The following is a 22308-nucleotide window of genomic DNA, read 5'->3' as shown; positions in this document are numbered from 1 at the left end:
CGGCCGGAAGCACCCCCGACGGATGGGCCATCATGGCGCCATGGCAGATGAAACGATCACCGCTCGCACCATCGCCGACCGCCACCTCGACCACGTGGCCGCCCACGACCCTTTGCACGCCGCCTGGTTGGGCCTGCACCCGGGCGACGACCGGCAACCGGACCTCTCCCCGGAAGGCTTCGAGGCGCGCGCCGACCTCGCCCGACACACCCTCGCCGCGCTCGACGCCACACACCCCGCAGCGGACACCTCCGCATCGAACCCCACCGCACCCGACCCCACCACAGCCGACCTCGCCGACCGGACCTGCGCCCGGCTGCTCCGCGAGCGGCTGACCGCCGAACTGGCCGTGCACGACTCCGGCGAGAACTTCCGCCAGCTGCGCAACATCGACGCGCACGTCCACCACGTCCGGGACATCTTCAGCTACATGCCGACCGCCACCGACGACGACTGGGCCGCGGTGGCCGGCCGGATGCGCAACCTGCCCGCCGCCCTCGACGGGTACCGCGCGACCCTCACCGAGGGCATGTCCCGGCGGCTGCTCGTCGCGCCCCGCCAGGCGGCCGCCGTCGTCGGCCAGCTCACCGCCTGGACCGGCGAGGGCACCGGAAGCCCCGGCTGGTTCGCCGACTTCGTCGCCACCGGCCCCGAGCGGCTGCGCGGCGAACTGGACGCCGCCGCCCTCCGGGCCACCGCCGCCACCGCCGAGTTCCGCGACTGGCTGCGCGACACCTACGCCCCGGCCACCGTCGGCACCCCCGACGCCGTGGGCCGGGAACGCTACCGGCTCGCCGTACGCCACCACACCGGCGCGGAGGTCGACCTGGACGAGGCCTACGCCTGGGCCTGGAGCGAGTTCCACCGGACCGCGGCCGAGATGCGCGCCGCGGCCGACCGCGTACTGCCCGGAGCGGGAGCCCTGGAGGCGATGCGACACCTGGAGCGGCACGGCCACGCGGTCGAGGGCGAGGAGGCGGTCCGCGACTGGCTGCAGTCGATCATGGACGGGGCCATCACCGCCCTCGACGGCACCCACTTCGACATCTCCGGACCGCTGCGCCGGGTGGAGTCCCGGATCGCTCCGGCGGGCAGCGCCGCCTCGCCGTACTACTCCGGCCCGAGCCTGGACTTCAGCCGCCCCGGCCGCACCTACTTCCCCACCCTCGGCCGGGACTCCTTCCCGACCTGGCAGCTCGTCAGCATCTGGTACCACGAGGGTGTCCCGGGCCACCACCTGCAACTCGCCCAGTGGGTCGCCCTCGCCGACCGGCTCAGCCGCTACCAGACGACGCTGGGCATGGTCAGCGCCAACGTCGAGGGCTGGGCCCTGTACGCCGAACGCCTCATGGACGAACTGGGCTTCCTCGACGACCCGGCGCACCGCCTCGGCTTCCTCGACGAGCAGATGCTGCGCACCATCCGGGTGATCGTGGACATCGGCATGCACCTGGACCTGACCGTCCCCGCCGACGCGGGCTTCCACCCCGGCGAGCGCTGGACCCCGGAACTCGCCACGGAGTTCATGGCCACGTACAACGGCAGCCCGGCCGAGATGCGCGACAGCGAGATCGTCCGCTACCTCGGCTGGCCGGGCCAGGCCATCGGCTACAAGCTCGGCGAACGCGCCTGGCTGCGCGGGCGAGAAGCCGCCCGCAGCCGCCGGGGCGCCGGGTTCGACCTCAAGGCCTGGCACATGGAGGCGCTCGCCCTGGGCTCGCTCGGACTCGACGACCTGGTCGACCGGCTCGCCGCGCTCTAGGACCGGCGCAGCACCTCAAGCGGCGCACCACCTCAAGCGGCGCACCACCTCCGCCTTCGCAGCACCTCTACCGGCGCAGCACCTCCGCCGACATCCCCGGGAGATCCCCACCGGACTTCACCCCACCGTGGGGTTTGGCTCAACGAAGTGCCACCCGGGTGCCGAGAAGGCAAGAGGGGTGGCGGCGCTGAGGGCCGCCACCCCGCTCCGCACGGTCCGTCGCGGGTCAGGCGGCGCCGAAGTGCCGCTTGGTGTCGGCGATCAGGCCCTTCAGGAACGCCGTGCCCGGGACGCCGGTCAGCGCCGCCGGGCGTGCCAGCAGGCGGCTCGGTTCGAAGGCGAAGGTCCAGGTGAAGCGGGTGCCGTTCGCCGTGGGCTCGACGAGGTAGTCCTCACCGAAGCGCCGGAACAGGGGCAGGGTGGCCTGCGTGACGCAGAACGAGTGCCGCACCCCCTCCTCCCACCGCACGAACTCCTCGCGCAGGCGCAGCACACCGCGCGCGGTGATCTCGCGCGTCGTGCCGACACCGTGCGGGGCGGGCGAGGTGTAACGGCCGCCGCTCAGACCGCGGCACCAGGACAGCGGCGTGTCGCCGGCGAGGCCCCGCCAGACGGTCTCCGGCGCCACGGGAAGGTCCATGGTGAACGAGTGGCGGTGCGGGGCGGTGTCGAAGAAGGACACGTCGAAGCCTTCGAGCGTGGACCAGGGCATGGTTCCCCTCCTGTCAGTGTGGCTGCGCCTGCCGCTGTGGCTGCGCCTGCGTGTGTGGTTACGCCTGTCGCTGTGGTTACGCCTGCCGGCGGTGGACGTCGGGGCCGGTCACCCGCCGGCGGGCCCCCCGCCGCCCACCGCGCGCAGGGCGAAGGGCAGGAAGCGGTCCGCCGCCTCCCGCGCGGTGAGCTCGTCCACCTGCTCCGGCAGCCGGGGGGTGAGCAGGAACCGGCTCATCACCGGGCCGACCACCACCTCGCCGAGCAGCTCGGCGTCCTCGACCGGCGGGATCTCGCCCCGCTCGACGGCACACCGCACGACCTCGGCCACCCGCCGGTACACCGGCTCCAGGAGGGCCGCGATGAGCGCCTCGGCCAGGGCGGTGTTGTGCGCCGCCTCGCCGATCAGGGCCCGCATCACCCGGCCGCTCTCACCGGTCACGGCGGCGGCCTTGTCCCGGAGCACCACGCGCAGGTCGCCCTCCAGGCTGCCGGTGCCGGGCAGGCTGGACGGGTCCTCCTCGGCGAAGCTCGCGGCGGCGGCGACCACCAGGTCCTCCTTGGACGACCAGCGCCGGTAGAGGGTCGCGGTGGAGACGCCCGCCCGGGCGGCGACCGCGGCGGTGGTCAGTCCGCCGTAGCCGCTCTCGGCCAGTACGGCCAGCGTCGCGCCCAGCAGCGCCCGGTCCCGGGCGGCGTCCCGGGGGCGGCCCCGGCGGGGTGCTGCCTCGGACGGGGCGGGCGGGGTGGGTGACGCGGGCGATGCAGGCGACGCGGGCGGGGTGGGGGTGGTGCGGGTCATGCCGCCAGTTTACCGCCAATAGAAACGAAATCGTTTCGTTTCGTTTATGCTCGGCGGCATGAGCGCTTCCACCGAGACCACGCCGGGCACGACCGCCCCCGCCCCCGCCGACACCGCCGAGGCCACCGAGACCGCCTCCGCCGCGGCCACCGTCGCCCGCCTCGGCGCCGCCTTCGCCGCCGGCCGCACCAAGCCCGTCGCCTGGCGCAAGGCCCAACTGCGCGCCCTGCGCCGCCTGTTGGTCGAGCAGGAGGACGTCTTCGCCGCCGCACTCCAGGCCGACCTCGGCAAGCACGCCGCCGAGGCGTACACCACCGAGATCGGGTTCACCGTCAACGAGATCGACCACACCCTGCGCCACCTCGACCGCTGGCTACGCCCGAGCCGCGTCCCGGTGCCGCTGGCACTGCAGCCCGCCCGGGCCCGCACCGTGCGCGAGCCGCTGGGCACCGTGCTGGTCATCAGCCCCTGGAACTACCCGCTGCAACTGGCTCTGGCCCCGCTCGCCGGCGCGATCGCGGCGGGCAACTGCGTGGTGGTCAAGCCCAGCGAACTCGCCCCGGCCACCTCGGCGGCGCTCGCCCACTGGCTGCCCCGCACGCTCGACCCGCAGGCCGTGGCCGTCGTCGAGGGCGGCGTCCCGGAGACCACCGCTCTGCTGGAGGAGCGCTTCGACCACGTCTTCTACACCGGCAACGGCACGGTCGCCCGCATCGTGATGACCGCCGCGGCCCGCCACCTCACCCCGGTCACCCTGGAGTTGGGCGGCAAGAGCCCCGCCGTCGTGGAACCGGGCACCGACCTCGCGACCGCCGCCCGCCGCATCGCCTGGGGCAAGTTCATGAACGCCGGCCAGACCTGCGTCGCCCCCGACTACGTCCTGGCCATCGGCGAGAGCGCGACCGCGATCGAGGCGCACCTGACCGCCGCGATCCGCGAGATGTACGGCACCGACCCGGCGAAGAGCCCCGACTACGGCCGCATCGTCAACGAGCGGCACTTCGACCGCCTGACGGCCCTCCTCGGCGACGGACGGATCGTCACCGGCGGGGACCACGACCGCGCCGAGCGCTACCTCGCCCCGACCGTCCTCGCCGACGTCGACCCGCAGGCGCCGGTGATGCGCGAGGAGATCTTCGGCCCGGTCCTCCCGATCGTCCGCGTCCCGGACCTCGACGCCGCCATCGCCTTCATCACCGCCCGGGACAAGCCGCTCGCCCTGTACGCCTTCACCGCGTCCGCCCGCACCAAGCACCGCCTGACCACCGAGACCTCCTCCGGCGCACTGTCCTTCGGCGTCCCCAACGCCCACCTCACCGTCCCCGGCCTCCCCTTCGGCGGCGTCGGCGAGAGCGGCATCGGCGCCTACCACGGCGCCCGCACCATCGACACCTTCAGCCACACCAAGGCCGTCCTCGACAAGCCCCTCCCCGCCGACACCCTCCGCCTCGCCTACCCGCCCTTCACCCCCCTCAAGTCCCGCCTCCTGCGCCGCTTCCTCTGAACACCCCGGATCGCCGGCCGCCGCCCTTCCCCCGACCGGCGGCGACCGGCAACTCTCCCCTGATTCGACGACGTCCCGTCAGCCGCGCCCATATCATCTGAATATCTGTACGGATGCGGAGTACACGTTTCCCGCCTAGCGTTCTGCGGGCGAGCGCGGCACACGCATCCGCTTCCGGGGAGGGGAACCCACGTGGGCGACAAGGACACGTCCGGCCAGATCGCACTCTCGACCCCTCGCACAGGCACCGCTGCCAGACGGCTGGGCCGCCTCACCGTCACAGCATTGCTGACTGCCACCCTCGGGGCCTGCGTGTCCGGCCCCGGCAACGGAAAGAACGATCCGCTGCCCGTCAAGTCCAACCAGGAGGCGCTGGACTGGGCGCGTCAGATCACCGATCACGTGGCTCAGGTCGCCGGAACCCGTGTCAATGAGGAACCGGAGATCATCAACTTCACCCCCTGTATAGGCAAGAAGGGTGAGCACGCCTCCGACGGCCGCTACACACTGTTCTACGCAGTCCACGCCGACGTCCCGGACGACCAGCAGAACGAGGTCCTCCGCAAGGTCCGGGACCTGCTCACCGGCGAAGGGCTCAAGGTCACCGAGTACCAGGAGATCCCCGCCGGCAATCCGCCCGCCCAGCCAGCCGCCGCCTTCTCCGCCCGGCACCCCAACAGCCAGTACGTGGTGGACGTCGACAGTACGAGGGGGCACAACCGGATGTCCCTCTCGGTCCGCACTCCCTGTTTGCTGCCGCCGCCCAAGTCTGCCCCGCCGACGTCGGCCGGTACGCCCTAACCGTCCTGCCGGCCGCGGAACGCGCGGCGGTACTCCCTTGGTGCCAGGCCGACCCGCGCGGTGAAGACCGGCCGCAGGGAGACCGCCGAGGAGAAGCCGCAGCGCGTGGCGACGGTGTCGACGGGGAGGTCGGTCTCCTCCAGGAGGCGCTGGGCGGTGAGGACCCGCTGGTCGAGGAGCCAACGGGTCGGGGTGGTGCCGGTGGCGGCGGTGAAGCGGCGGGCGAAGGTGCGTTCGGACATCAGGGCGGCGGCGGCCATCCGCGGGACGGTCCACGGGGTGTCGAGGGAGGCGAGGATCTCGGCGCGGACGCGGTCGAGCGGGTCGTCCGCGGTGGGGGCCGGGACCGGGGTGGGGATGAACTGGGCCTGGCCGCCCGCCCGGAAGGGGGCGGTGACCATGACCCGGGCGATGGTGGCGGCGGTCTGCTGGCCGTGCGCGGTGCGGACGAGGTGGAGGCAGAGGTCGATGCCCGCCGCGACGCCGGCCGAGGTCCACAGGCCCTCGCCGCCGGTGAAGAGCACCTCGGGGCGGACCGTCACCGCCGGGAAGCGGCGGGCGAGTTCGGGGGCGAGGGCCCAGTGGGTGGTGGCCTCGCGGCCGTCCAGCAGGCCGGCCTCCGCGAGGACGAAGGCGCCCGCGCAGAGCGAGGCGACCGGGACGCCGGCGGCGCGGACGGCCCGCAGGGCGTCGAGGACGGCGGGGTCGCGGTCGGCCCCCGGGTCCTCGACGCCCGGGACGACGACCAGGTCGCAGTCGGCGAGCGCGGCCAGCCCGTGGTCGGGGACGCGTTCCAGTCCGCCGCCCAGCCGGACCCGGGTGCCGTCCGGGCCGCAGACCCGCAGGTCGAAGGCGGGCAGTCCGGGCCGGGCGGCGCGGTTGGCCCACACCTCGCCGATCACCGCGTAGTCGAAGGCCCGGACACCGTCGAAGATCAGACAACCCACCGTTCGCATGGCAGAGAACCTATGGCAGGCCTCTGGCAGGAATCCATCGATGGGTGGCATCTCCGCCCATCACGCCCCCGGCACGCCGGCGAGCACGATGGACGCATGACGAACACCGACGCCTTCGACGCCCCGCTCACCCTCGACCCCGACGCGGTCCTGCTGCTCATCGACGTCCAGAAGGGCTTCGAGGACCACGAGTTCTGGGGCCCCCGCGACAACCCGCAGGCCGAGCAGCGGATGGCCGAGCTGATCGCCGCCTGGCAGGCCACCGGCCGCCCGATCGTCACCGTGCAGCACGCCTCCACGGCCGGGCCGCTGGTCGAGGGCACGCCGGGGTACGAGCTGAAGGACTTCGTCGCCGACGTCACTCCCGCGCTGCACATCACCAAGACCGTCAACAGCGCCTTCTACGGCACCCCCGACCTGCACGCCTGGCTCCGGGAGCGCGGCGCCCGGCAGCTGGTGGTCACCGGGATCATCACCAACGTGTGCAACGAGACCACTGCCCGGATGGCCGGCAACCTCGGCTACGACGCGATCTTCCCGACCGACGCCATGCACGCCTTCGACCTGACCGGCCCCGACGGCACCACCCTCCCCGCCACCGAACTCGCCCGCGCCACGGCCACCGTGCTGCACGCGATGCGGTTCGCCAAGGTGGTGACGACGGAGCAGGTGCTCGGGGCGGCCAAGGCCTGACCGGTGGCGAGGCCCGAGCGGCTAACCCCTGAGCAGCGGCCGGTACGCGTTCCCCTCCTGCGCGTTGAGCAGCACGTACGACGCCCCGAGGCCGAACGCGACCTCCCGCAGCCGGGCCAACGCCTCGGCCTCGGAGGGGACTTCGAGGCCGAGCGCGGCGGCGGCCGCGTCCCGGTCGGCGAAGTGGCCGGGCTCGTCCTCCAGGTACTCCTCGGCCGCCTCCGCGCTCTCCTCCACCGTCAGCCGCCGGCAGTCCCGCCACCACGGCACGGCGAGCAGCAGCCGGACCAGCTCCGGCACCCCGACGGCCAGCAGGGCGGCGCCGCCCTCGGAGTCGGCGAAGAGCACGGGCCGCTCCTCGCCGCCCTCGCCGCAGAGGAAGTAGGTGCCGCCCGCGCCGTCCTTGGCCACCCGCTCCAGGGCCTCACCGGAGGCGAGCACCACCTCCTCGACGTGCTCGTAGCAGCGGGAGGGGTCGAACTCGCCGGGCCAGGCCAGGTAGTCGGCGGCGGCGGGGTTGGCGCGGATCGCGTCGAGGAGGGACATGGCGGCCACCCTACGGCGTGCCACTGACAGGCACTCAGGCGGACGAGGCTCAGGCCGACGGGCCTCGCGCGGACCGGGCCAAGCCGCCCGGGGCTCAGGCCGACGGGCCTCGGGCGGACCGGGCCAAGCCGCCCGGGGCTCAGGCCGCCAGCCGCTCCGCCAGGAACTCCTCCCAGGTCCGCCGCCCGTGCTCCGCCCCCGGCCGGGCCAGGTTCTCCCCGGCCCGGTAGGCGCGCCCGACCTTGCCCGGCACCCGTACCGGCAGCTGCCGCCGACCGCGCCCCCGGGCCTCCAGGTACCGCCGGGTCAGCTCGCGCATCTCGTACACCGCGGGACCGGCCAGGTCGGGCACCGCCCCGGCCGGCTCGTCCAGCGCCAGCTCGACCAGACGGGCGGCGACCTCGCGCACGTCGACGGGCTGCCAGCGGACCCCGCCGGGGGCCGGGACGACCGGCAGCTTCGCCATCTTCTCGACCACCGTGAACGCCAGGTCGTGGAACTGCGCGGCCCGCAGCACGGTGTACGGCAGGCCGGAGCCGGCCACCGCCTCCTCGGCGGCGAGCTTGGCCCGGAAGTAGCCGAGCGGGATCCGGTCCGCGCCGATCACCGAGATGTACACCAGGTGCCGCACGCCCGCCCGCCGGGCGGCGGCGACCAGCAGTCCGGTCGCGGTGTCGTCGCCCTTCGGACCGCCCGCGAGGTGCAGCACGGTGTCCACGCCGGTGAGCGCCTCGTCCAGCCGGGCGGCCGCCTCGGCCGGGGCTCCCAGGAGGTCGCCGCGCGCGTAGGTCACGCCGTCGGCGGCGGCGCGCTGCTGCCGGCTGAGCACGCGCACCGGCCGCCCGGCCGCGCGAAGCAGCGGCACGACGTGCCGACCGAGGGTGCCGGTGCCGCCGGTGACCAGCACGGGGTTGTTCGTCACGATCGTCTCCGATTCGTCCCGGGCGGGGAGTTGATCTCCCCGCCGCAGCCGTTGTTGGGTGACTCCTGCTGCCCTGACCCCCGGCGACGAAGGAATGTGACACGTGGACGACGCGGTGGACGAGAAATCTGCCCGGACCGTGCTCTTCGAGGAGCAGCGCCCGCACCTGCGCGCGGTCGCGTATCGGATGCTCGGCTCGATCAGCGAGGCCGAGGACGCCCTGCAGGAGGCCTGGCTGCGGTACGACCGCACCGACACAGCCGGGGTGGAGAACCTCGGCGGCTGGCTGACCACGGTGGTCTCGCGGGTCTGCCTGAACCTGCTGCGCGCCCGCGCCCAGCGCCGCGAGGAGCCGCTGGAGCCCGTCGGTCCCGGCGGTGAGCCGGGCCCGCCGCGCATCCCGGACCCGCTGCTGCGGCGCGAGGGCGTGGTCGACCCCGAGCAGGAGGTGATGCTCGCGGACTCGGTCGGCCTGGCGCTGATGGTGGTGATGGAGTCGCTGTCGCCGGCCGAGCGGGTCGCCTTCGTGCTGCACGACCTGTTCTCCGTGCCGTTCGACGAGATCGCCCCGCTGATCGAGAAGTCGGCGGCCGCGACCCGGCAGCTGGCCAGCCGGGCCCGCCGCAAGGTGCAGGGGCAGGCCCCCGCGCCCGACCCGGACCTCGGCCGCCAGCGGCTGGCCGTGGACGCCTTCTTCGCCGCCGCCCGCAACGGGGACCTGGACGCGCTGCTCGCCGTGCTCGACCCGGACGTGGTGCTGCGGTCGGACGGCGGGGCGGTGATGGCCCGGCACACGGTGGTGCTCTCGGGCGCCGCCACGGTGGCCGGCCAGGCCGTCCTGTGGGGCACGCTGTCGCCGTTCGCCCGCCCGGCGCTGGTCAACGGCACCGCGGGCGCCGTGGTGATCGGCGACAACGGCCGGGCGCTGTCGATCATGGCGTTCACCGTGGCGGACGGCGCGATCGTCGCGATCGACGTGCTCACCGACCCCGAGCGGCTGGCCGCGCTGGACCTCTCGGACTTCCGGGACGGCGAGGAGCGGTAGGACGACGAAGGGGTGGGAGGGTCACCCCCTTCCCACCCCCGTCGGCCCCGTCGGCCCCGTCGGCCCCGTCAGCCCCGTCGGAGCGCCCTCAGCGCCCGACCGCGCCGTCCAGCTGTTCGCGGATGATGTCCGCGTGCCCGGCGTGCCGCCCGGTCTCCTCGATCATGTGGACCAGCACCCACCGCAGCGACGGCCCCTCGGCCACGTCCGGCCGCAGCGAGCGCACGCCCGGCCGGTCGAGGTCCGGGGCGGCCGCCGCCACCGCGTTGGACCGCGCGATCGCGTCGCGGTACGCGGCGACCTCGGCGGCCACGGTCGTGCCGTCCAGCGGGACCTCGTCGGACTCGCCGGGCTTCTCGCCCACGCCCTGGTAGGCCCACTCGAACCAGTTGCGCTCGACCACGGTCAGGTGCCGCACCAGCCACAGCAGGCTGGTGCCGGAGGGCACGCCGGGGCGCCGGGCGTCCTCGTCGGAGAGCCCGTCGACCTTGGCGAGCACCGCCGCGCGCAGGTAGTCGAGGAAGGCGAGCAGGGTGGTCGGCTCGTCCGCGTTCATGCTCGGCGGCCGGGTGTCGGAGAGCTTGCTCGGCCCGGCGCCCGGGAGGTTCCCGGTGCGTCCGGTGCCATCCGTGCGATCGGCGTGCTCGGCGTGCTCAGCGTGCTCGATGTGCTCAGCGTGCTCGATGTGCTCAGCGTGCTCGGTGTGCTCGGCGTGCTCGGTGTGCTCGGTGTGCTCGGTGTGCTCAGCGTTCTCGGTGTTGTCGGTCACCGCGCCACCCTAGCCACCACCCACCCACCGGGGAAACGGACATGAGCCCCCGTCACCAGCCCTGCGCGACCACCCAGGCGGCGAGGTGCCGGGCGCAGTCGTCGACCGACTCCTGCCAGCTGCGCACGGCTCCGGCGCCGGCCTCGTCGCTGACGTGCTTGACCAGCCGCACCGGCACGCCGGCCCGGTGGGCGACGGTGGCGACGGCGTAGCCCTCCATGTCGACCAGGTCGGCGTGCTCGGCGAGCCGGTCGCGGGCGGCCGGGTCGGAGACGAACAGGTCGCCGGTGGCCAGCACCGGGCCGTCGCCCTTGCCGATCACCAGCGGGGCACCGTACTGACGCCCGGTGAGCGCCTGCAGGGCGGCGGTGTCGAGGTCGTGCTGGATCACCTGGACCACGTGGTGGGTGCCCTCCCAGCCGGGCCGCAGCGCACCGGCCGTGCCCAGGTTGATCACCTCGGAGGGCTTCTCGCCCTGGGCGAGCACGGTGGCCAGGGCGGCGGTGGCGTTGACCTTCCCGATCCCGGTGAGCAGCACGGGCAGTCGGCCGTCCAGGTGTGCGGCCTCCTCGCGGACGGCGACGACGAGCAGCGGGCGGTCGGGCGAGATCGTTCCAAGCAGGCGCATGTGCCCATCGTACGGAGCGAGGGGGCGCCGCACCGGGGAACGCGCGCCCACGAACGGGCCCCCGCGCTCCGCCCGGTCGGGGGAACCGCGCGGGGTGCGGGCCGCGTCGGACGGTTCGCCACCTCTCCGTACGGGCGGCGCCACGAACGCCGGCCGGGCGACGACGCGAGCGACGACCCGGGCGGCGACACCGGCTCCGCCGCGGGCGCGCGAACGGCGTGCCCGAGCCGTACGGAGGCGTGCGGGAACCGTGCACGACATGCTCAAGATCGGCGCAAGTCAGGTGTGGCCGGGGGGAGTCACGGCCATACTGCTGCCATCGGCCGGGCCCGGGGAAGGGGCCCGGCTCCAGGGGAGGATGAGGCGGGTGGCGACACCAGTAGGCAATGGCGCACCGGGGGCCGCGATCCCGGGCCGGCCGGCCCGGCCGCCGGGAGCACCGGCCGCGGCGGGCACGTCGGTGCTCGTGAAGCCGGGCGGCCCCCCGGCAGCCGGGCCCGGCAGGGCACCCGGCGGAGCGCCCGCCCGGCGCCCCGGCACGGTGGTCGCCACCGGCGTCCGCGCCCGGCTGGCGCAGGCCACCCGGACGGCGCCCGGCCGGCTGCGGCTGGCCGGGGTGGTGCTGGCGGCGCTCACCGTGGCGTTCGGCGGGCTGACCGCCTGGCAGTTGGAGACCAGGGCGCAGGCCGCCGACCGGGTGGTCTCTTACAGCCAGCCGCTCAGCCGGGACGCCGCCGAGATCCACCGCAACCTGGCCGACGCCGCGACCACCGCGGCGACCGGCTTCCTGCTGGCCGGCGCCGAACCGAAGGACGTCCGGGACCGCTACGAGCAGGACCTCGCCACGGCCGCCAAGCTGGTCGCCGAGGCCGCCGCCCGGACCACCTCGACCTCCCCCGCGCAGGACTCACTCGCCCGGCTGAACCAGCAACTCCCCTCGTACGCCGGTCTGGTGGAGACCGCCCGGGCCGACAACCGGCAGGGCATCCCGCTTGGCGGCGCCTACCTGCGGTACGCCTCCGAGCAGATGCAGACCGTGCTGCTGCCGGCCGCCGCCGAACTGGCCGCCGCCGAGAACCAGGAGCTGGCCGCCGACTACGCCGCGGCCAAGTCGGTGCCGTGGGGGGCGTACGGCCTGGCGGTGGTCACCCTGGCGGCGCTGGTCTGGGTGCAGCTGACGCTGTTCCGCCGCACCAACCGGGTGTTCAACATCGGTCTGCTGGGCGCCACCGCCGCCGTGCTGGCCGGCGCGCTCTGGCTGACCGTCACCGGGCTGACCACCAACGCGGCGCTGAAGCGCAGCGACAGCGAGGGCGCCACCCCGCTGCGGGCGCTCAACTACGCCCGGGTCGACGTGCTGACCGCCCGGCTCGCGGAGAACCTGCACTTCGTCGCCCGAGGCTCCACCACCAAGTACGCCGACCAGTGGACCAAGGCCACCGAGCACCTGGACGGGGCCGCGGTCAAGGGCGACCCGCTGGAGCGGCGCAGCGGCTCGCTCCCGGAGGCCGTCCGGCTCGCGCCCACGGCCGCCGAGTCGAGCGTCCGGAACGCGGTGGAGCAGTTCGACGAGTGGCACGACCGGCACGACAAGGCCCGGAAGCTGGAGGTCGACGACGCCGACTACCAGGGCGCCCTGGACGCGACCGTGACGGCCACGGCCGACGCGCAGACCGCCGACGCCGCCTTCAGCGCCACCGACCGGGCGCTCGCCCGGGCCGCCGACATCGAGCAGGACCGCTTCGAGCAGGCCGCGAAGGGCACCGGAGGGGACCTCCGCACCGCCGCCGTCGCGGCCGCGCTGCTCGGTCTGGTTTCCGCGGCCGCAGCGCTGCGGGGCCTGGGCCGACGACTGGCCGAGTACCGGTAACCGGCAAGGGGGAACGGACAGATGCGCAGGACAACCGTACGCACCAGGCCGGCCGCCGTCGTGGCGCTGCTGGCGGCCGGCGCCGTCGTGCTAGCCGGGGGCGGCCCGGTCGGCGCCGCGCCGACGGCCGCTGCCGGCAGCACCGCCGAGGGCACCGTCCGGCAGGGCCAGGAAACGCAGCAGGACCAGGCCGACTGCGACGTCTACAAGAGCGTGCCGCCGAGCGCCGAGGACGGCCCGGCCGTGAAGGCCGTCAAGGCCAAGCGCAGCCTGGTGATAGGCGTCGACCAGAACAGCTACCGCTGGGGCGCCCGCAACCCGAACACCGGCCAGATCGAGGGCTTCGACATCGACCTCGCCCGGGCGATCGGCGCCGCCATCATGGGCGACCCGGACAAGGTGGTGCTCAAGCCGGTGGCGACCGCCGACCGGATCGACGCCATCAAGAAGGGCCGGGTCGACCTGATCGTCCGCACCATGACGATCAACTGCAAGCGGATGGAGGACGTCGCCTTCTCCAAGCCGTACTTCAACATCAGCCAGCGCGTCCTGGTGCCGAAGGCCTCCCCGGCGAAGAGCATCGACGACGCGATCAACGGCAAGGCGGTCTGCGCCGCCGACGGCTCCACCGCCCTGAACGTGGTCAAGGACAAGAAGACCGCCGGGCGGATCGTCACCGTGGAGAACCAGCTGGACTGCCTGGTGCTGATGCAGCTGGGCAAGGTCGACGCCACCGTGACCGACAACGGCCTGGCGGCCGGTCAGGCCGCCCAGGACCAGACCGTGCGGATCGTGGACGGCGAGGCGCAGCCGGAGGTGATCGGCGTCGCCATGCTGAAGGAGAGCCCCGACCTGACCGCCCGGGTCAACCAGGTGCTGGCCGACTACTACGCGCGCGGCGACTGGGCCCGTTCGTACGAGCACTGGCTCAAGCCGTACATGCTCAACGAGGCGGACCACTACTGGCCGGGCACGCACTGAGGCACCACACCGGGGGACCGGCCGAACCGACGGGCCGGGGCGTTGACGCCGTCTTGACGCCCCGCGCCCGTTCGGCCCGAACGGTCACCGGCTAGGGTTCGGGACGATCACCGCGGGGAGACCGGTGGTGGACACGGGGGTTGTCGCGGGACCGCACGTCACACGTGGCGGGATCGCGCGCGAGGAAGGAAGGACACCGCGGTGGCGGCATCGGCTGGCCCGGTACTGAGCCGGGAGGAGGTGGACCGCGCGCTCGCGCGCCTCGGCGCGGAGCGGGACGCGGTCGAGTCGGCGCTGCTCGCCCTGCAGGACCACCCGGGCCTGCGGCTGCTGGACGGCGCCGAGCTGACCGGGCGCACCCTGGAACGCTGGTCGGTCGCCGGGAAGGGCCTGCCGCTGCTCTGGGCGCTGTTCGACCGCTACTCCGAGGCGCTGGCCTCGGCGCGCGCCGTACGGGCCCGCAAGGCCAAGCCCGGCGCGCCCGAACTCGCGGAGCTGAGCGAGCTGTTGACGGGCGATGCGGTGACCGTCCCGGGCGGCGCGGTGCCGGACGGGCCGCAACTGCTCGGCGCGCCCGCCAAGCTGGTCGAGCGGATCAGCCTGGACGCGCTGATGGCCCGGATGAACTCCTGGTACGCCACCGTGCTGGAGGTGGTCAGCGCCGCCGACGCGGTCTGGTCGGCGCTGCCGGCCCGGATCGACCTGCTGCTGGCCGAGCTCCACCGGGTGCGGACGCTGGCCGGCTCGCTCGGCGTGCGGACCGGCGGCCACCCGTTGGGCGACGACCTGGCCGCGATCGAGAAGGACCTCACCGAACTGCGCACCGAGGTGCACGGGGACCCGCTGGCGCTGTGGCGCCCGGCCCGGGTGCCGGCCCAGCGCGGCACGGTGCCGGAGGGGTCGGCCTTCGCCGGCCCGGTCGGGGTGGTGGACACCGAGCGGTTCGACCGGGCCGGGCGGGCGCTGGACGGCGTCCGGCTGGAGCTGGAGGACCTGCTGCGGCTGCGCGACGAGGCCGAGGAGCGGCTGCAGGGCGTCGGCGACCTGCTCCAGCGGGCCGACGCGACCCTGGCCGAGGCCCGCCGGGCGCGCGGCGAGGTGCTGGCGAAGATAGCGGCCAGCGACGTCCCGGCGGTGCCCGGCCCGGCCTCGGCGCTGCGCGAGCGGATCGTCGCGGCGCTGGACCTGCGCCAGGCCGGTCAGTGGGGCCGGCTGGCACCGCTGCTGGACACGCTGGAGGACGCCGCCGCCAAGGAGTTGACCCGGGCCCGGCAGTCGCTCACCGAGGTGACCCAGCCGCTGGCCGTACGGGCCGAGTTGCGCGGCCGGCTGGACGCCTACAAGGCGATGGCGGCCCGGCTGCGGGTCTCCGAGGACCCGGAAGTGATCGAGCGGTACGAGAAGGCGCGCTGGCTGCTGTGGAGCGCGCCGTGCGACCTGCGGGCGGCGGCCGTCGCGGTGGCCCGGTTCCAGCAGTCGCTGCGGCCGGCCCAGGCCGAGGCCGCACAGGGTCAGGAAGCGGCCGGCCAGGCGCCGGTCGACGGACAGGTTCAGGGGGGCTGAGGGTGATGGGCGAGGCGTGCGTACGGCCGGAGTGCTCCGGCAGCGGCAGCATCGACGCCGACGGCTACTGCGACGAGTGCGGGCTGGCCCCGGCGGGCACCTCGACGGTCGCCCCAGCGGGTGCCGGGGCGGGCGCCGGGGCGGGTGCCGGGGCGGCGCCGCCGGCCGCCGTCGGCCCCGGATCGCCCTGTCCGCGCGACTGCACGGGCACCGTCGACGCGGACGGCTACTGCGACGAGTGCGGCCTCACGCCGCCCGCCGGCGACACCGGCGTCACCCAGCCCTACGTCCCGTCCGCGCGGGTCGGCCCGGACTCCGCCCGCAGCGGCTCGGTCCGCTCGCTGTCGGCCCGCACCGGCTCGGCGCGCTCGATGTCCGGCCGCTCCCGCTCGCACCGCTCGACCCGTACCGGCTCCGGCCGCTCGGTCTCGGTGCGCTCCACCCGCGGCGGCGTCAGCGCGGGCACCCGCAACCGGCTGGGCGCCGGCCTGGTCACCGTGCCGACCGTGGCGACGGCCGACCCGTCGCTGGCGGTGCTGGTCGATCCCGAGGTGCCCGAGCGCAAGCGCTACTGCGCCAAGTGCGAGGCGCCGGTGGGCCGGGAGAAGAACGGCCGCCCCGGCCGCCCGGACGGCTTCTGCACCAAGTGCGGCACGCCGTACTCCTTCACGCCCAAGCTGCGCCGGGGCGACCTGGTCGGCGGGCAGTACGAGGTGGTCGGCTGCCTGGCGCACGGCGGTCTCGGCTGGATCTACCTGGCGATAGACCGCCGGGTCAACGACAAGTGGGTCGTCCTCAAGGGCCTGTTGAACACCGGGGACGAGGACGCGCTGGCCGCGGCCGTCGCCGAGCGCCGCTTCCTGGCCGAGGTGGACCACCCGAACATCGTCCGGATCATCAACTTCGCCGAGCACCTGGACCTCACGTCCGGTTCCACCGACGGCTACATCGTCATGGAGTACGTCGGCGGCAAGTCGCTCAAGGACATCGCCAACGAGCGCCGCACCCCGGACGGCCGGCGCGAGCCGCTGCCGGTGGAGGTGGCGATCGCGTACGCGCTGGAGGCGCTGCCGGCGCTCGGGTACCTGCACAGCCGGGGCCTGATCTACTGCGACTTCAAGATCGACAACGTGATCCAGAGCGGTGACGCGCTCAAGGTCATCGACATGGGCGCGGTCTGCCGGCTCGACCACGACGGCCCGATCTACGGCACCGTCGGCTACCAGGCGCCGGAGATCGCCACCCACGGCCCCTCCCCCGCCTCCGACCTGTACACCGTGGCCCGCACCCTCGCGGTGCTCACCTTCGACTTCCAGGGCTACAGCACCACCTTCCGCGACTCGCTGCCCGGCCCGGAGGACGTCGAGGCCTTCGCCCGGTACGAGTCGTACTACCGCCTGCTGGTCCGCGCCACCGACCCCGACCCGGCCCGCCGCTTCGCCTCCGCCGAGGAGATGGCCGACCAGCTGACCGGCGTGCTGCGGGAGGTCCTGGCCCTCCGGAACGACCGGCCCTACCCCGCGCTGTCCACCCTGTTCGGCCCCGAACTTCGCGTCGTGGACACCGAACTGGTGCTGCCCACCGAGCAGTCCGGGCAGCTCCGGGTGGCCGCCCTGGACCCGGCCGCCGCCGCCCTCGCGCTGCCCATCCCCCGGGTCGACCCGAGCGACCCGAACGCCGGCTTCCTCGCCACCCTGCTCTCCCCCGACCCCGGGGACGCGCTCGCCGCCCTGGCCGGCGCACCCGCCGTCTCGGTCGAGAGCCGGCTGCGCGAACTGCGCGCCCTGCTCGAACTCGGCCGCCACGACGACGCCGTGACCCGCCTCGACGAGCTGGAGCAGGGCCACCCGGACGACTGGCGGGTGGTCTGGTACCGCGGCCTCACCGCCCTGGTGGGGGCCGCCGACAGCGGCGGCGAGCCCTCCCTGCGGGCCGCCGCCGAGGCCTTCGACGCGGTCTACGACGCCTTCCCCGGCGAGGCCGCGCCCAAGCTGGCCCTCGCCATCTGCGCCGAACTGCTCGGCGACGGCGGCGACGCGGCCGAGTTCTACCGGCTGGTGTGGGCCACCGACCACGCCTACCTGAGCGCCGCCTTCGGGCTGGCCCGGGTCCGGCTGGGCGAGGACGACCGGACCGGCGCGGTCCACGTCCTGGAGTCGGTGCCGGCCACCTCCAGCCAGTACACCGCCGCCCGGATCGCCGCCGTCCGCGCCCGGCTGCGCGAGCGGCCCGCCACCGACGAGCTGGCCGCCGACCTCGACGCGAGCTCGGCGCAGCTGACCGCGCTGCGGCTGGACGACCGCCGCCGCGAGGAGCTCTCCGTCGAGGTGCTCGGTGCGGCGCTCGGGTGGGTCGGCGCCGGGTCGGCCGGGTCCCGGGGGGCCGCCGACCTGGAAGTGCTGGGACGTCCCGCGCAGGAGCGGGAACTGCGCTTCGCCCTGGAACAGTCCTACCGGGTACTCGCCCGGTTGGCCGACCGGGCCGAGACCAGGATCGAGATGGTGGAGCGGGCCAACCGTGCCCGTCCCAGGACGTGGGTGTAGCCGATGCCGCAGCAGACCGAGTGCCCGAGCTGTTCCGAGCCGATGGACCCGGAGGACGCCTACTGCGGCTCCTGCGGGGCCGACCGGGACGGCCGGACGGCCCCGGGCTCGATGCCCGCGGGCTGGGCCGCCGCCCGGGGTGAGGCCGTACCGCAGCAGCGCGGGCCGGTCTGCGTGCACTGCGGGCAGCCGCAGGTCACCGCGGACGGCTACTGCGAGGGCTGCGGCGGCGCCCAGCCGCGCCCGCGCGACCACATGGAGAAGGCGCTCGCGGGCGTCGCCGGGGTCAGCGACCGCGGCCTGCGCCACCACCGCAACGAGGACAGCTTCACCATCGCCGCGAGCTCGCTGCCCGGCGGCGAGCCGGTCGTGGTCGCCGTGGTGTGCGACGGCGTCTCCTCCTCCGACCGGCCGGACGAGGCCTCGGCGACCGCCGTCGACGCCGCCTCCGAGTCGCTGCTGACCTCGCTGGAGGCCGGCCGGGACCCGAACGAGGCGATGCGCGCGGCCATCGCCGACGCCGCCAAGGCCGTCGCCGACCTGGCGACCGACGGCGCCGGTCCGGCGCGCCCCGACCTCAACGCACCCGCCTGCACCTACGTCAGCGCGATAGCCGCGGGCGGGCGGGTCACCATCGGCTGGGTCGGCGACACCCGGGCGTACTGGATCCCGGACGACCGCGCCGCCGCCGAGCCGTTCCGGCTCACCCAGGACGACTCCTGGGCGGCCCGGATGGTCGAGGCCGGGCTGATGAGCGAGGCCGAGGCGTACGCCGATCCGCGCGCGCACGCCATCACCGGCTGGCTCGGCGCCGACGCCGAGGAGGTCGTGCCGCACACCCTGGACTTCACCCCGCACGTCCCCGGCGTGGTGCTGATCTGCACCGACGGCCTGTGGAACTACGCCGAAGCGGCCACCGACCTGGCGTACTACGTCCGGCCGGACGCGCGCACCGAGCCGCTCGCGACGGCGCAGACCCTGGTGAAGTTCGCGGTCGCCGCCGGCGGCCACGACAACATCACCGTCGCCGTGCTGCCGATCGACCCGCCGGCCGTCCCGGTCGAGGAGGCCGAGCAGACTCCCACGGCGCTGGACCTGCCCGTGATCACGCCGCGGCCGGCACCGGCGGAGGACGAGGACCACGACCCGACCCTGCCGGACATCCCGGTGATCGGCTCCCCCGCCGCCCCGCTGCCCCCGGCACCGCCGGCACCGCCCGCACCGCCGGCGGCTCCCCCGGCCGTTCCGCCGGCACCGCCCGCCGCGCCGGTCGCACCGCCCGTCCCGCCGCAACCGCCGCACCCTCCGACGGCCTGACCGGGAGTCCACAGGACGCCCGGGCACCACGGCGCCACGGTCCGCCGGCCCGGCCGGCGGACCGCCCCACCGACCCGATCGCATCCACCCCTCACCCGACGGGAGCCGACCGCCCCATGGCAACACTGGCGAAGCCGAACCTGCCCAGGTTCGACGTGGAGATCTTCCAGAACGAGTACCTGGCCGACGGCGCCCGCGAGGTCAACGCCATCGTCACGGTCACCGCGACCGGCGGCGGCACCTCCGGCGGCCGCCCGCTCGGGATCACCGACGCCGGGCCGACCGGGGCCGAGGCCGCCGCGGCCGTGGTGATCCTGGTGGACTGCTCCGGCTCGATGGACTACCCCAAGAGCAAGATCAACGGCGCGCGGGAGGCCACCGCCGCCGCCATCGACGCCCTGCGCGACGGCACCGCCTTCGCCGTGGTCGCCGGCACCCACGAGGCCAAGGACATCTACCCCGGCGACGGCACCCTGGCCACCGCCTCGCCCGGCACCCGGGAGCAGGCCAAGGAGGCGCTGCGCCGCCTCACCGCCGCCGGGGGCACCGCGATGGGCACCTGGCTCGCCAAGGCCGACAAGCTCTTCCTCACCCGCCGCGACATCGCCATCCGGCACGCCATCCTGCTCACCGACGGCAACAACGAGCACGAGTCGGCCGAGGGCCTGGCCCGCAACATCGAGCGGGTCACCGGGCACTTCACCGCCGACTGCCGCGGCGTGGGCACCGACTGGCGGATCGACGAGCTGCGCAAGATCTCCTCGGCGCTGCTCGGCACCGTCGACATCGTCGCCGAGCCCTCGGGCCTGGCCGAGGACTTCCGCTCGATGATGACCGGCGCGATGGGCAAGCAGGTCGCCGACGTCGCGCTGCGGATCTGGACCCCGGCCAACGCCGCGGTGAAGTTCGTCAAGCAGGTCGCCCCCGCGGTCGAGGATCTGACCGCCCGCCGCGCCGAGGCCGGGCCCCGGGCCGGCGACTACCCCACCGGCTCCTGGGGCGACGAGAGCCGTGACTACCACGTCTGCGTCGAGGTCCCGGCCGCCTCGATCGGCAACGAGATGCTCGCCGCCCGGATCAGCCTGGTGCTGCCCCCGCAGGTCGGCGGCGGCACCCCCGAGGTGCTCAGCCAGGGCCTGGTCAAGGCGGTCTGGACCGACGACCTGGCCTCCTCCACCCGGATCAGCCCGCAGGTCGCCCACTACACCGGGCAGGCCGAGCTCGCCTCCTCCATCCAGGAGGGCCTGGAGGCCCACCGCGCCGGCGACGTCGACCGCGCGACCGCCAAGCTGGGCGCCGCCGTCCGGATCGCGCACGCGGCCGGGAACGAGGGCACCTACAAGCTGCTGCAGAAGGTGGTGGACGTGGTGGACCCGAAGGAGGGTACCGTTCGGTTCCGTAAGAACGTGAGCGAGGCCGACTCGATGACCCTTGAGACCCGGTCGACCAAGACGGTACGTGTGAAGAAGTGACCGCTGAAGACGTGACCGGGCCGGCACCCCGGCGCGACGCCGCACCGAGCCGGCCCGAAACGAGGGGGACCTGATGCCGATCTGCCCGAGGGGCCACGAGTCGCAGGCCGAGGACTGGTGCGACTTCTGCGGCTTCCCGATGACCCCGCCGGCCCCGACCCCCGGCGCCCACGGGGCCTACCCGGGGGCGCCCGGCGCCGACCCCGCGCCCGGCGCACCCGCCGGGCACCCGCAGCACGGCGGTGCGTCCTTCGGTGCGCCGCCGCTCCCTCCGCCGATGCCGCCGGGGGCCGTACCCCCGCCGCCGCCCGGTGCCTTCCCGCCCCCGGGGGCCTACCCCCCGCCCGGGTCGGTGCCCCCCGGCGCCTACCCGCCGCCCGGAGCGGTCCCGCCGCCGCCCGCAGCGCCGCAGGGCCTCACCGAGGGCCTGGTCGTCTGCCCGATCTGCCGCAGCCCGCAGACCGGCCGGTTCTGCGAGGAGTGCGGCTACGACTACGACCTCTCCACCCCCTCGCGCCGCCAGCCCCCGACCGTCGGCGCACCCGCGCCCGGGCCGGCCCAGCCGCCGCCGCTGAACATCCCGGCGGCGTACGGCGGTGCCCCGCAGCAGCCGCAGGCCCCGTACGGCCAGGCGCCGTACGGGCAGGCGCCGCACGAGCAGCACCAGGCCGCCCCGCAGGCCGCCGTCGCCCCGCCCGTCCCGCAGCAGCCGCAGGCCCCGGCACAGCCCCACACCTACGGCTATCCGCCCTCCATCGGGCAGGAGGGGGGATCCATGCCGGAGGGCGCGTTCCCCGAGGCCCCGCTGCGCGAGGACTCCGGCCCGGTGTACGCCCAGCCGACCGGCCCCGGCCCCAACAACCGCGGCGGCGACTTCGGCACCTCGTTCCACCTGGCCCCGCCGCAGCCGCAGCAGCCCCAGCAGGAGGCCGCCCCCGCCGAGCCGGTGCGGACCACCTGGATCGCCGTGGTCTCGGCCGACCGGGACTACTTCACCGACATGATGGCCCGCAGCGGCCCCGAGGCGGCCGGCCTGTTCTTCCCGCCGTACTGCCCCGAGCGCCGGATCCCGCTGACCGGCCGCGGCCAGCTGCGGATCGGCCGGCGCAGCCAGCACCGGGGCACGGTGCCGGAGATCGACCTGTCCGTCCCGCCGGAGGATCCGGGCGCCTCGCACCAGCACGCGCTGCTCGCCGAACAGGCGGACGGCAGCTGGGTCCTGGTGGACCAGGACTCGACCAACGGCACCACGGTCAACGGCGGCGCGGAGCCGATCGCCCCGCACACCGCGGTGCCGCTGAACGACGGCGACCGGATCCACCTCGGTGCCTGGACGACCATCACGGTGCACCGCGCCTGACGCCTCCCTGAGCGTCCGTCAGCGACAACTCCGGCCGGGCCGGGCGGAATTCAACATTTCGCC

The 22308-nt window shown here is 74.8% G+C and carries 19 protein-coding genes; 12 read left to right on the top strand and 7 right to left on the bottom strand.

Annotated features, from left to right (window positions below; genetic code table 11):
- Positions 1 to 40 precede the first annotated feature (40 nt).
- Positions 41 to 1762, top strand: a complete 1722-nt coding sequence (locus tag ABTY56_RS10000; protein WP_350628003.1) for a DUF885 domain-containing protein — start codon at positions 41 to 43, stop codon at positions 1760 to 1762.
- 226 nt (positions 1763 to 1988) lie between these two features.
- On the opposite strand, the gene ABTY56_RS09995 is transcribed toward ABTY56_RS10000, so the two are convergent.
- The gene (locus tag ABTY56_RS09995; RefSeq protein ID WP_350628001.1) at positions 1989 to 2474 is read right to left on the bottom strand and encodes an SRPBCC family protein; all 486 of its coding nucleotides are present in this window, start codon (positions 2472 to 2474) and stop codon (positions 1989 to 1991) included.
- Positions 2475 to 2582: 108 nt separating this feature from the next.
- On the bottom strand, positions 2583 to 3275 hold the full coding sequence (locus tag ABTY56_RS09990) for a TetR/AcrR family transcriptional regulator (protein ID WP_350627999.1): 693 nt from the start codon (positions 3273 to 3275) through the stop codon (positions 2583 to 2585).
- 58 nt (positions 3276 to 3333) lie between these two features.
- Between ABTY56_RS09990 and ABTY56_RS09985 the strand changes: the two genes are divergently transcribed.
- Both ABTY56_RS09985 and ABTY56_RS09980 read left to right on the top strand, forming a co-directional pair.
- Complete coding sequence (locus ABTY56_RS09985) at positions 3334 to 4779, top strand: aldehyde dehydrogenase family protein (protein WP_350627997.1); 1446 nt, start codon at positions 3334 to 3336, stop codon at positions 4777 to 4779.
- Positions 4780 to 5064: 285 nt separating this feature from the next.
- On the top strand, positions 5065 to 5580 hold the full coding sequence (locus tag ABTY56_RS09980) for a hypothetical protein (RefSeq protein ID WP_350627995.1): 516 nt from the start codon (positions 5065 to 5067) through the stop codon (positions 5578 to 5580).
- Here the strand turns inward: ABTY56_RS09980 and ABTY56_RS09975 are convergent.
- Complete coding sequence (locus tag ABTY56_RS09975; protein ID WP_350627993.1) at positions 5577 to 6536, bottom strand: GlxA family transcriptional regulator; 960 nt, start codon at positions 6534 to 6536, stop codon at positions 5577 to 5579. The genes ABTY56_RS09980 and ABTY56_RS09975 overlap by 4 nt on opposite strands.
- A gap of 96 nt (positions 6537 to 6632) precedes the next feature.
- On the opposite strand from ABTY56_RS09975, the gene ABTY56_RS09970 reads away from it, so the two are divergent.
- Positions 6633 to 7229, top strand: a complete 597-nt coding sequence (locus ABTY56_RS09970) for a cysteine hydrolase family protein (RefSeq protein WP_350627991.1) — start codon at positions 6633 to 6635, stop codon at positions 7227 to 7229.
- A gap of 21 nt (positions 7230 to 7250) precedes the next feature.
- On the opposite strand, the gene ABTY56_RS09965 is transcribed toward ABTY56_RS09970, so the two are convergent.
- Both ABTY56_RS09965 and ABTY56_RS09960 read right to left on the bottom strand, forming a co-directional pair.
- Positions 7251 to 7775: a hypothetical protein gene (locus ABTY56_RS09965; protein WP_350627989.1), complete on the bottom strand. Its 525-nt coding sequence runs from the start codon at positions 7773 to 7775 to the stop codon at positions 7251 to 7253.
- 139 nt (positions 7776 to 7914) lie between these two features.
- Positions 7915 to 8697, bottom strand: a complete 783-nt coding sequence (locus ABTY56_RS09960) for an SDR family oxidoreductase (RefSeq protein WP_350627987.1) — start codon at positions 8695 to 8697, stop codon at positions 7915 to 7917.
- Positions 8698 to 8800: 103 nt separating this feature from the next.
- Between ABTY56_RS09960 and ABTY56_RS09955 the strand changes: the two genes are divergently transcribed.
- Positions 8801 to 9742 (top strand): sigma-70 family RNA polymerase sigma factor, encoded by a 942-nt coding sequence (locus tag ABTY56_RS09955; protein WP_350627985.1) that lies wholly within the window; start codon positions 8801 to 8803, stop codon positions 9740 to 9742.
- A gap of 88 nt (positions 9743 to 9830) precedes the next feature.
- Here ABTY56_RS09955 and ABTY56_RS09950 read toward each other — a convergent pair whose 3' ends face one another.
- Positions 9831 to 10511 (bottom strand): DinB family protein, encoded by a 681-nt coding sequence (locus ABTY56_RS09950; RefSeq protein WP_350627983.1) that lies wholly within the window; start codon positions 10509 to 10511, stop codon positions 9831 to 9833.
- A gap of 52 nt (positions 10512 to 10563) precedes the next feature.
- Positions 10564 to 11139 (bottom strand): nucleosidase, encoded by a 576-nt coding sequence (locus ABTY56_RS09945; protein WP_350627981.1) that lies wholly within the window; start codon positions 11137 to 11139, stop codon positions 10564 to 10566.
- Between the two features lie 460 nt (positions 11140 to 11599).
- On the opposite strand from ABTY56_RS09945, the gene ABTY56_RS09940 reads away from it, so the two are divergent.
- The 7 genes from ABTY56_RS09940 (at position 11600) to ABTY56_RS09910 (ending at position 22245) form a co-directional block, all read left to right on the top strand.
- Positions 11600 to 13009: a GlnX family signal transduction membrane protein gene (locus tag ABTY56_RS09940; protein WP_350627980.1), complete on the top strand. Its 1410-nt coding sequence runs from the start codon at positions 11600 to 11602 to the stop codon at positions 13007 to 13009.
- A 21-nt stretch (positions 13010 to 13030) separates the two neighbouring features.
- Positions 13031 to 13990: a glutamate ABC transporter substrate-binding protein gene (locus ABTY56_RS09935; protein WP_350627979.1), complete on the top strand. Its 960-nt coding sequence runs from the start codon at positions 13031 to 13033 to the stop codon at positions 13988 to 13990.
- A 201-nt stretch (positions 13991 to 14191) separates the two neighbouring features.
- Positions 14192 to 15553 carry a hypothetical protein gene (locus ABTY56_RS09930; protein ID WP_350627978.1) on the top strand — a complete coding sequence of 454 codons (1362 nt, stop codon included), beginning with the start codon at positions 14192 to 14194 and terminating at the stop codon, positions 15551 to 15553.
- Between the two features lie 5 nt (positions 15554 to 15558).
- A complete protein-coding gene (locus tag ABTY56_RS09925) occupies positions 15559 to 18096 on the top strand; it encodes a serine/threonine-protein kinase (protein WP_350627977.1) in 2538 nt (845 codons plus the stop codon).
- 3 nt (positions 18097 to 18099) lie between these two features.
- A complete protein-coding gene (locus ABTY56_RS09920) occupies positions 18100 to 19413 on the top strand; it encodes a PP2C family protein-serine/threonine phosphatase (RefSeq protein ID WP_350627976.1) in 1314 nt (437 codons plus the stop codon).
- 116 nt (positions 19414 to 19529) lie between these two features.
- On the top strand, positions 19530 to 20885 hold the full coding sequence (locus ABTY56_RS09915; RefSeq protein ID WP_350627975.1) for a vWA domain-containing protein: 1356 nt from the start codon (positions 19530 to 19532) through the stop codon (positions 20883 to 20885).
- Between the two features lie 73 nt (positions 20886 to 20958).
- Positions 20959 to 22245, top strand: a complete 1287-nt coding sequence (locus ABTY56_RS09910; protein WP_350627974.1) for an FHA domain-containing protein — start codon at positions 20959 to 20961, stop codon at positions 22243 to 22245.
- Positions 22246 to 22308: the final 63 nt, after the last annotated feature.

The organism is Kitasatospora sp. NPDC097691, from assembly GCF_040302665.1.
In the GTDB taxonomy this organism is placed as follows: Bacteria; Actinomycetota; Actinomycetes; order Streptomycetales; family Streptomycetaceae; genus Kitasatospora.
This window is presented reverse-complemented; position numbering and strand designations above follow the sequence as displayed.

What these genes read in the sequence shown, in the direction of transcription:
- ABTY56_RS09990 (WP_350627999.1), bottom strand. Translation starts at nt 3,275, where the DNA reads ATGACCCGCACCACCCCCACCCCGCCCGCGTCGCCTGCATCGCCCGCG.
- ABTY56_RS09945 (WP_350627981.1), bottom strand. Translation starts at nt 11,139, where the DNA reads ATGCGCCTGCTTGGAACGATCTCGCCCGACCGCCCGCTGCTCGTCGTC.
- ABTY56_RS09965 (WP_350627989.1), bottom strand. Translation starts at nt 7,775, where the DNA reads ATGTCCCTCCTCGACGCGATCCGCGCCAACCCCGCCGCCGCCGACTAC.
- ABTY56_RS09920 (WP_350627976.1), top strand. Translation starts at nt 18,100, where the DNA reads ATGCCGCAGCAGACCGAGTGCCCGAGCTGTTCCGAGCCGATGGACCCG.
- ABTY56_RS09995 (WP_350628001.1), bottom strand. Translation starts at nt 2,474, where the DNA reads ATGCCCTGGTCCACGCTCGAAGGCTTCGACGTGTCCTTCTTCGACACC.
- ABTY56_RS09935 (WP_350627979.1), top strand. Translation starts at nt 13,031, where the DNA reads ATGCGCAGGACAACCGTACGCACCAGGCCGGCCGCCGTCGTGGCGCTG.
- ABTY56_RS09925 (WP_350627977.1), top strand. Translation starts at nt 15,559, where the DNA reads ATGGGCGAGGCGTGCGTACGGCCGGAGTGCTCCGGCAGCGGCAGCATC.
- ABTY56_RS10000 (WP_350628003.1), top strand. Translation starts at nt 41, where the DNA reads ATGGCAGATGAAACGATCACCGCTCGCACCATCGCCGACCGCCACCTC.
- ABTY56_RS09915 (WP_350627975.1), top strand. Translation starts at nt 19,530, where the DNA reads ATGGCAACACTGGCGAAGCCGAACCTGCCCAGGTTCGACGTGGAGATC.
- ABTY56_RS09910 (WP_350627974.1), top strand. Translation starts at nt 20,959, where the DNA reads ATGCCGATCTGCCCGAGGGGCCACGAGTCGCAGGCCGAGGACTGGTGC.
- ABTY56_RS09975 (WP_350627993.1), bottom strand. Translation starts at nt 6,536, where the DNA reads ATGCGAACGGTGGGTTGTCTGATCTTCGACGGTGTCCGGGCCTTCGAC.
- ABTY56_RS09985 (WP_350627997.1), top strand. Translation starts at nt 3,334, where the DNA reads ATGAGCGCTTCCACCGAGACCACGCCGGGCACGACCGCCCCCGCCCCC.
- ABTY56_RS09970 (WP_350627991.1), top strand. Translation starts at nt 6,633, where the DNA reads ATGACGAACACCGACGCCTTCGACGCCCCGCTCACCCTCGACCCCGAC.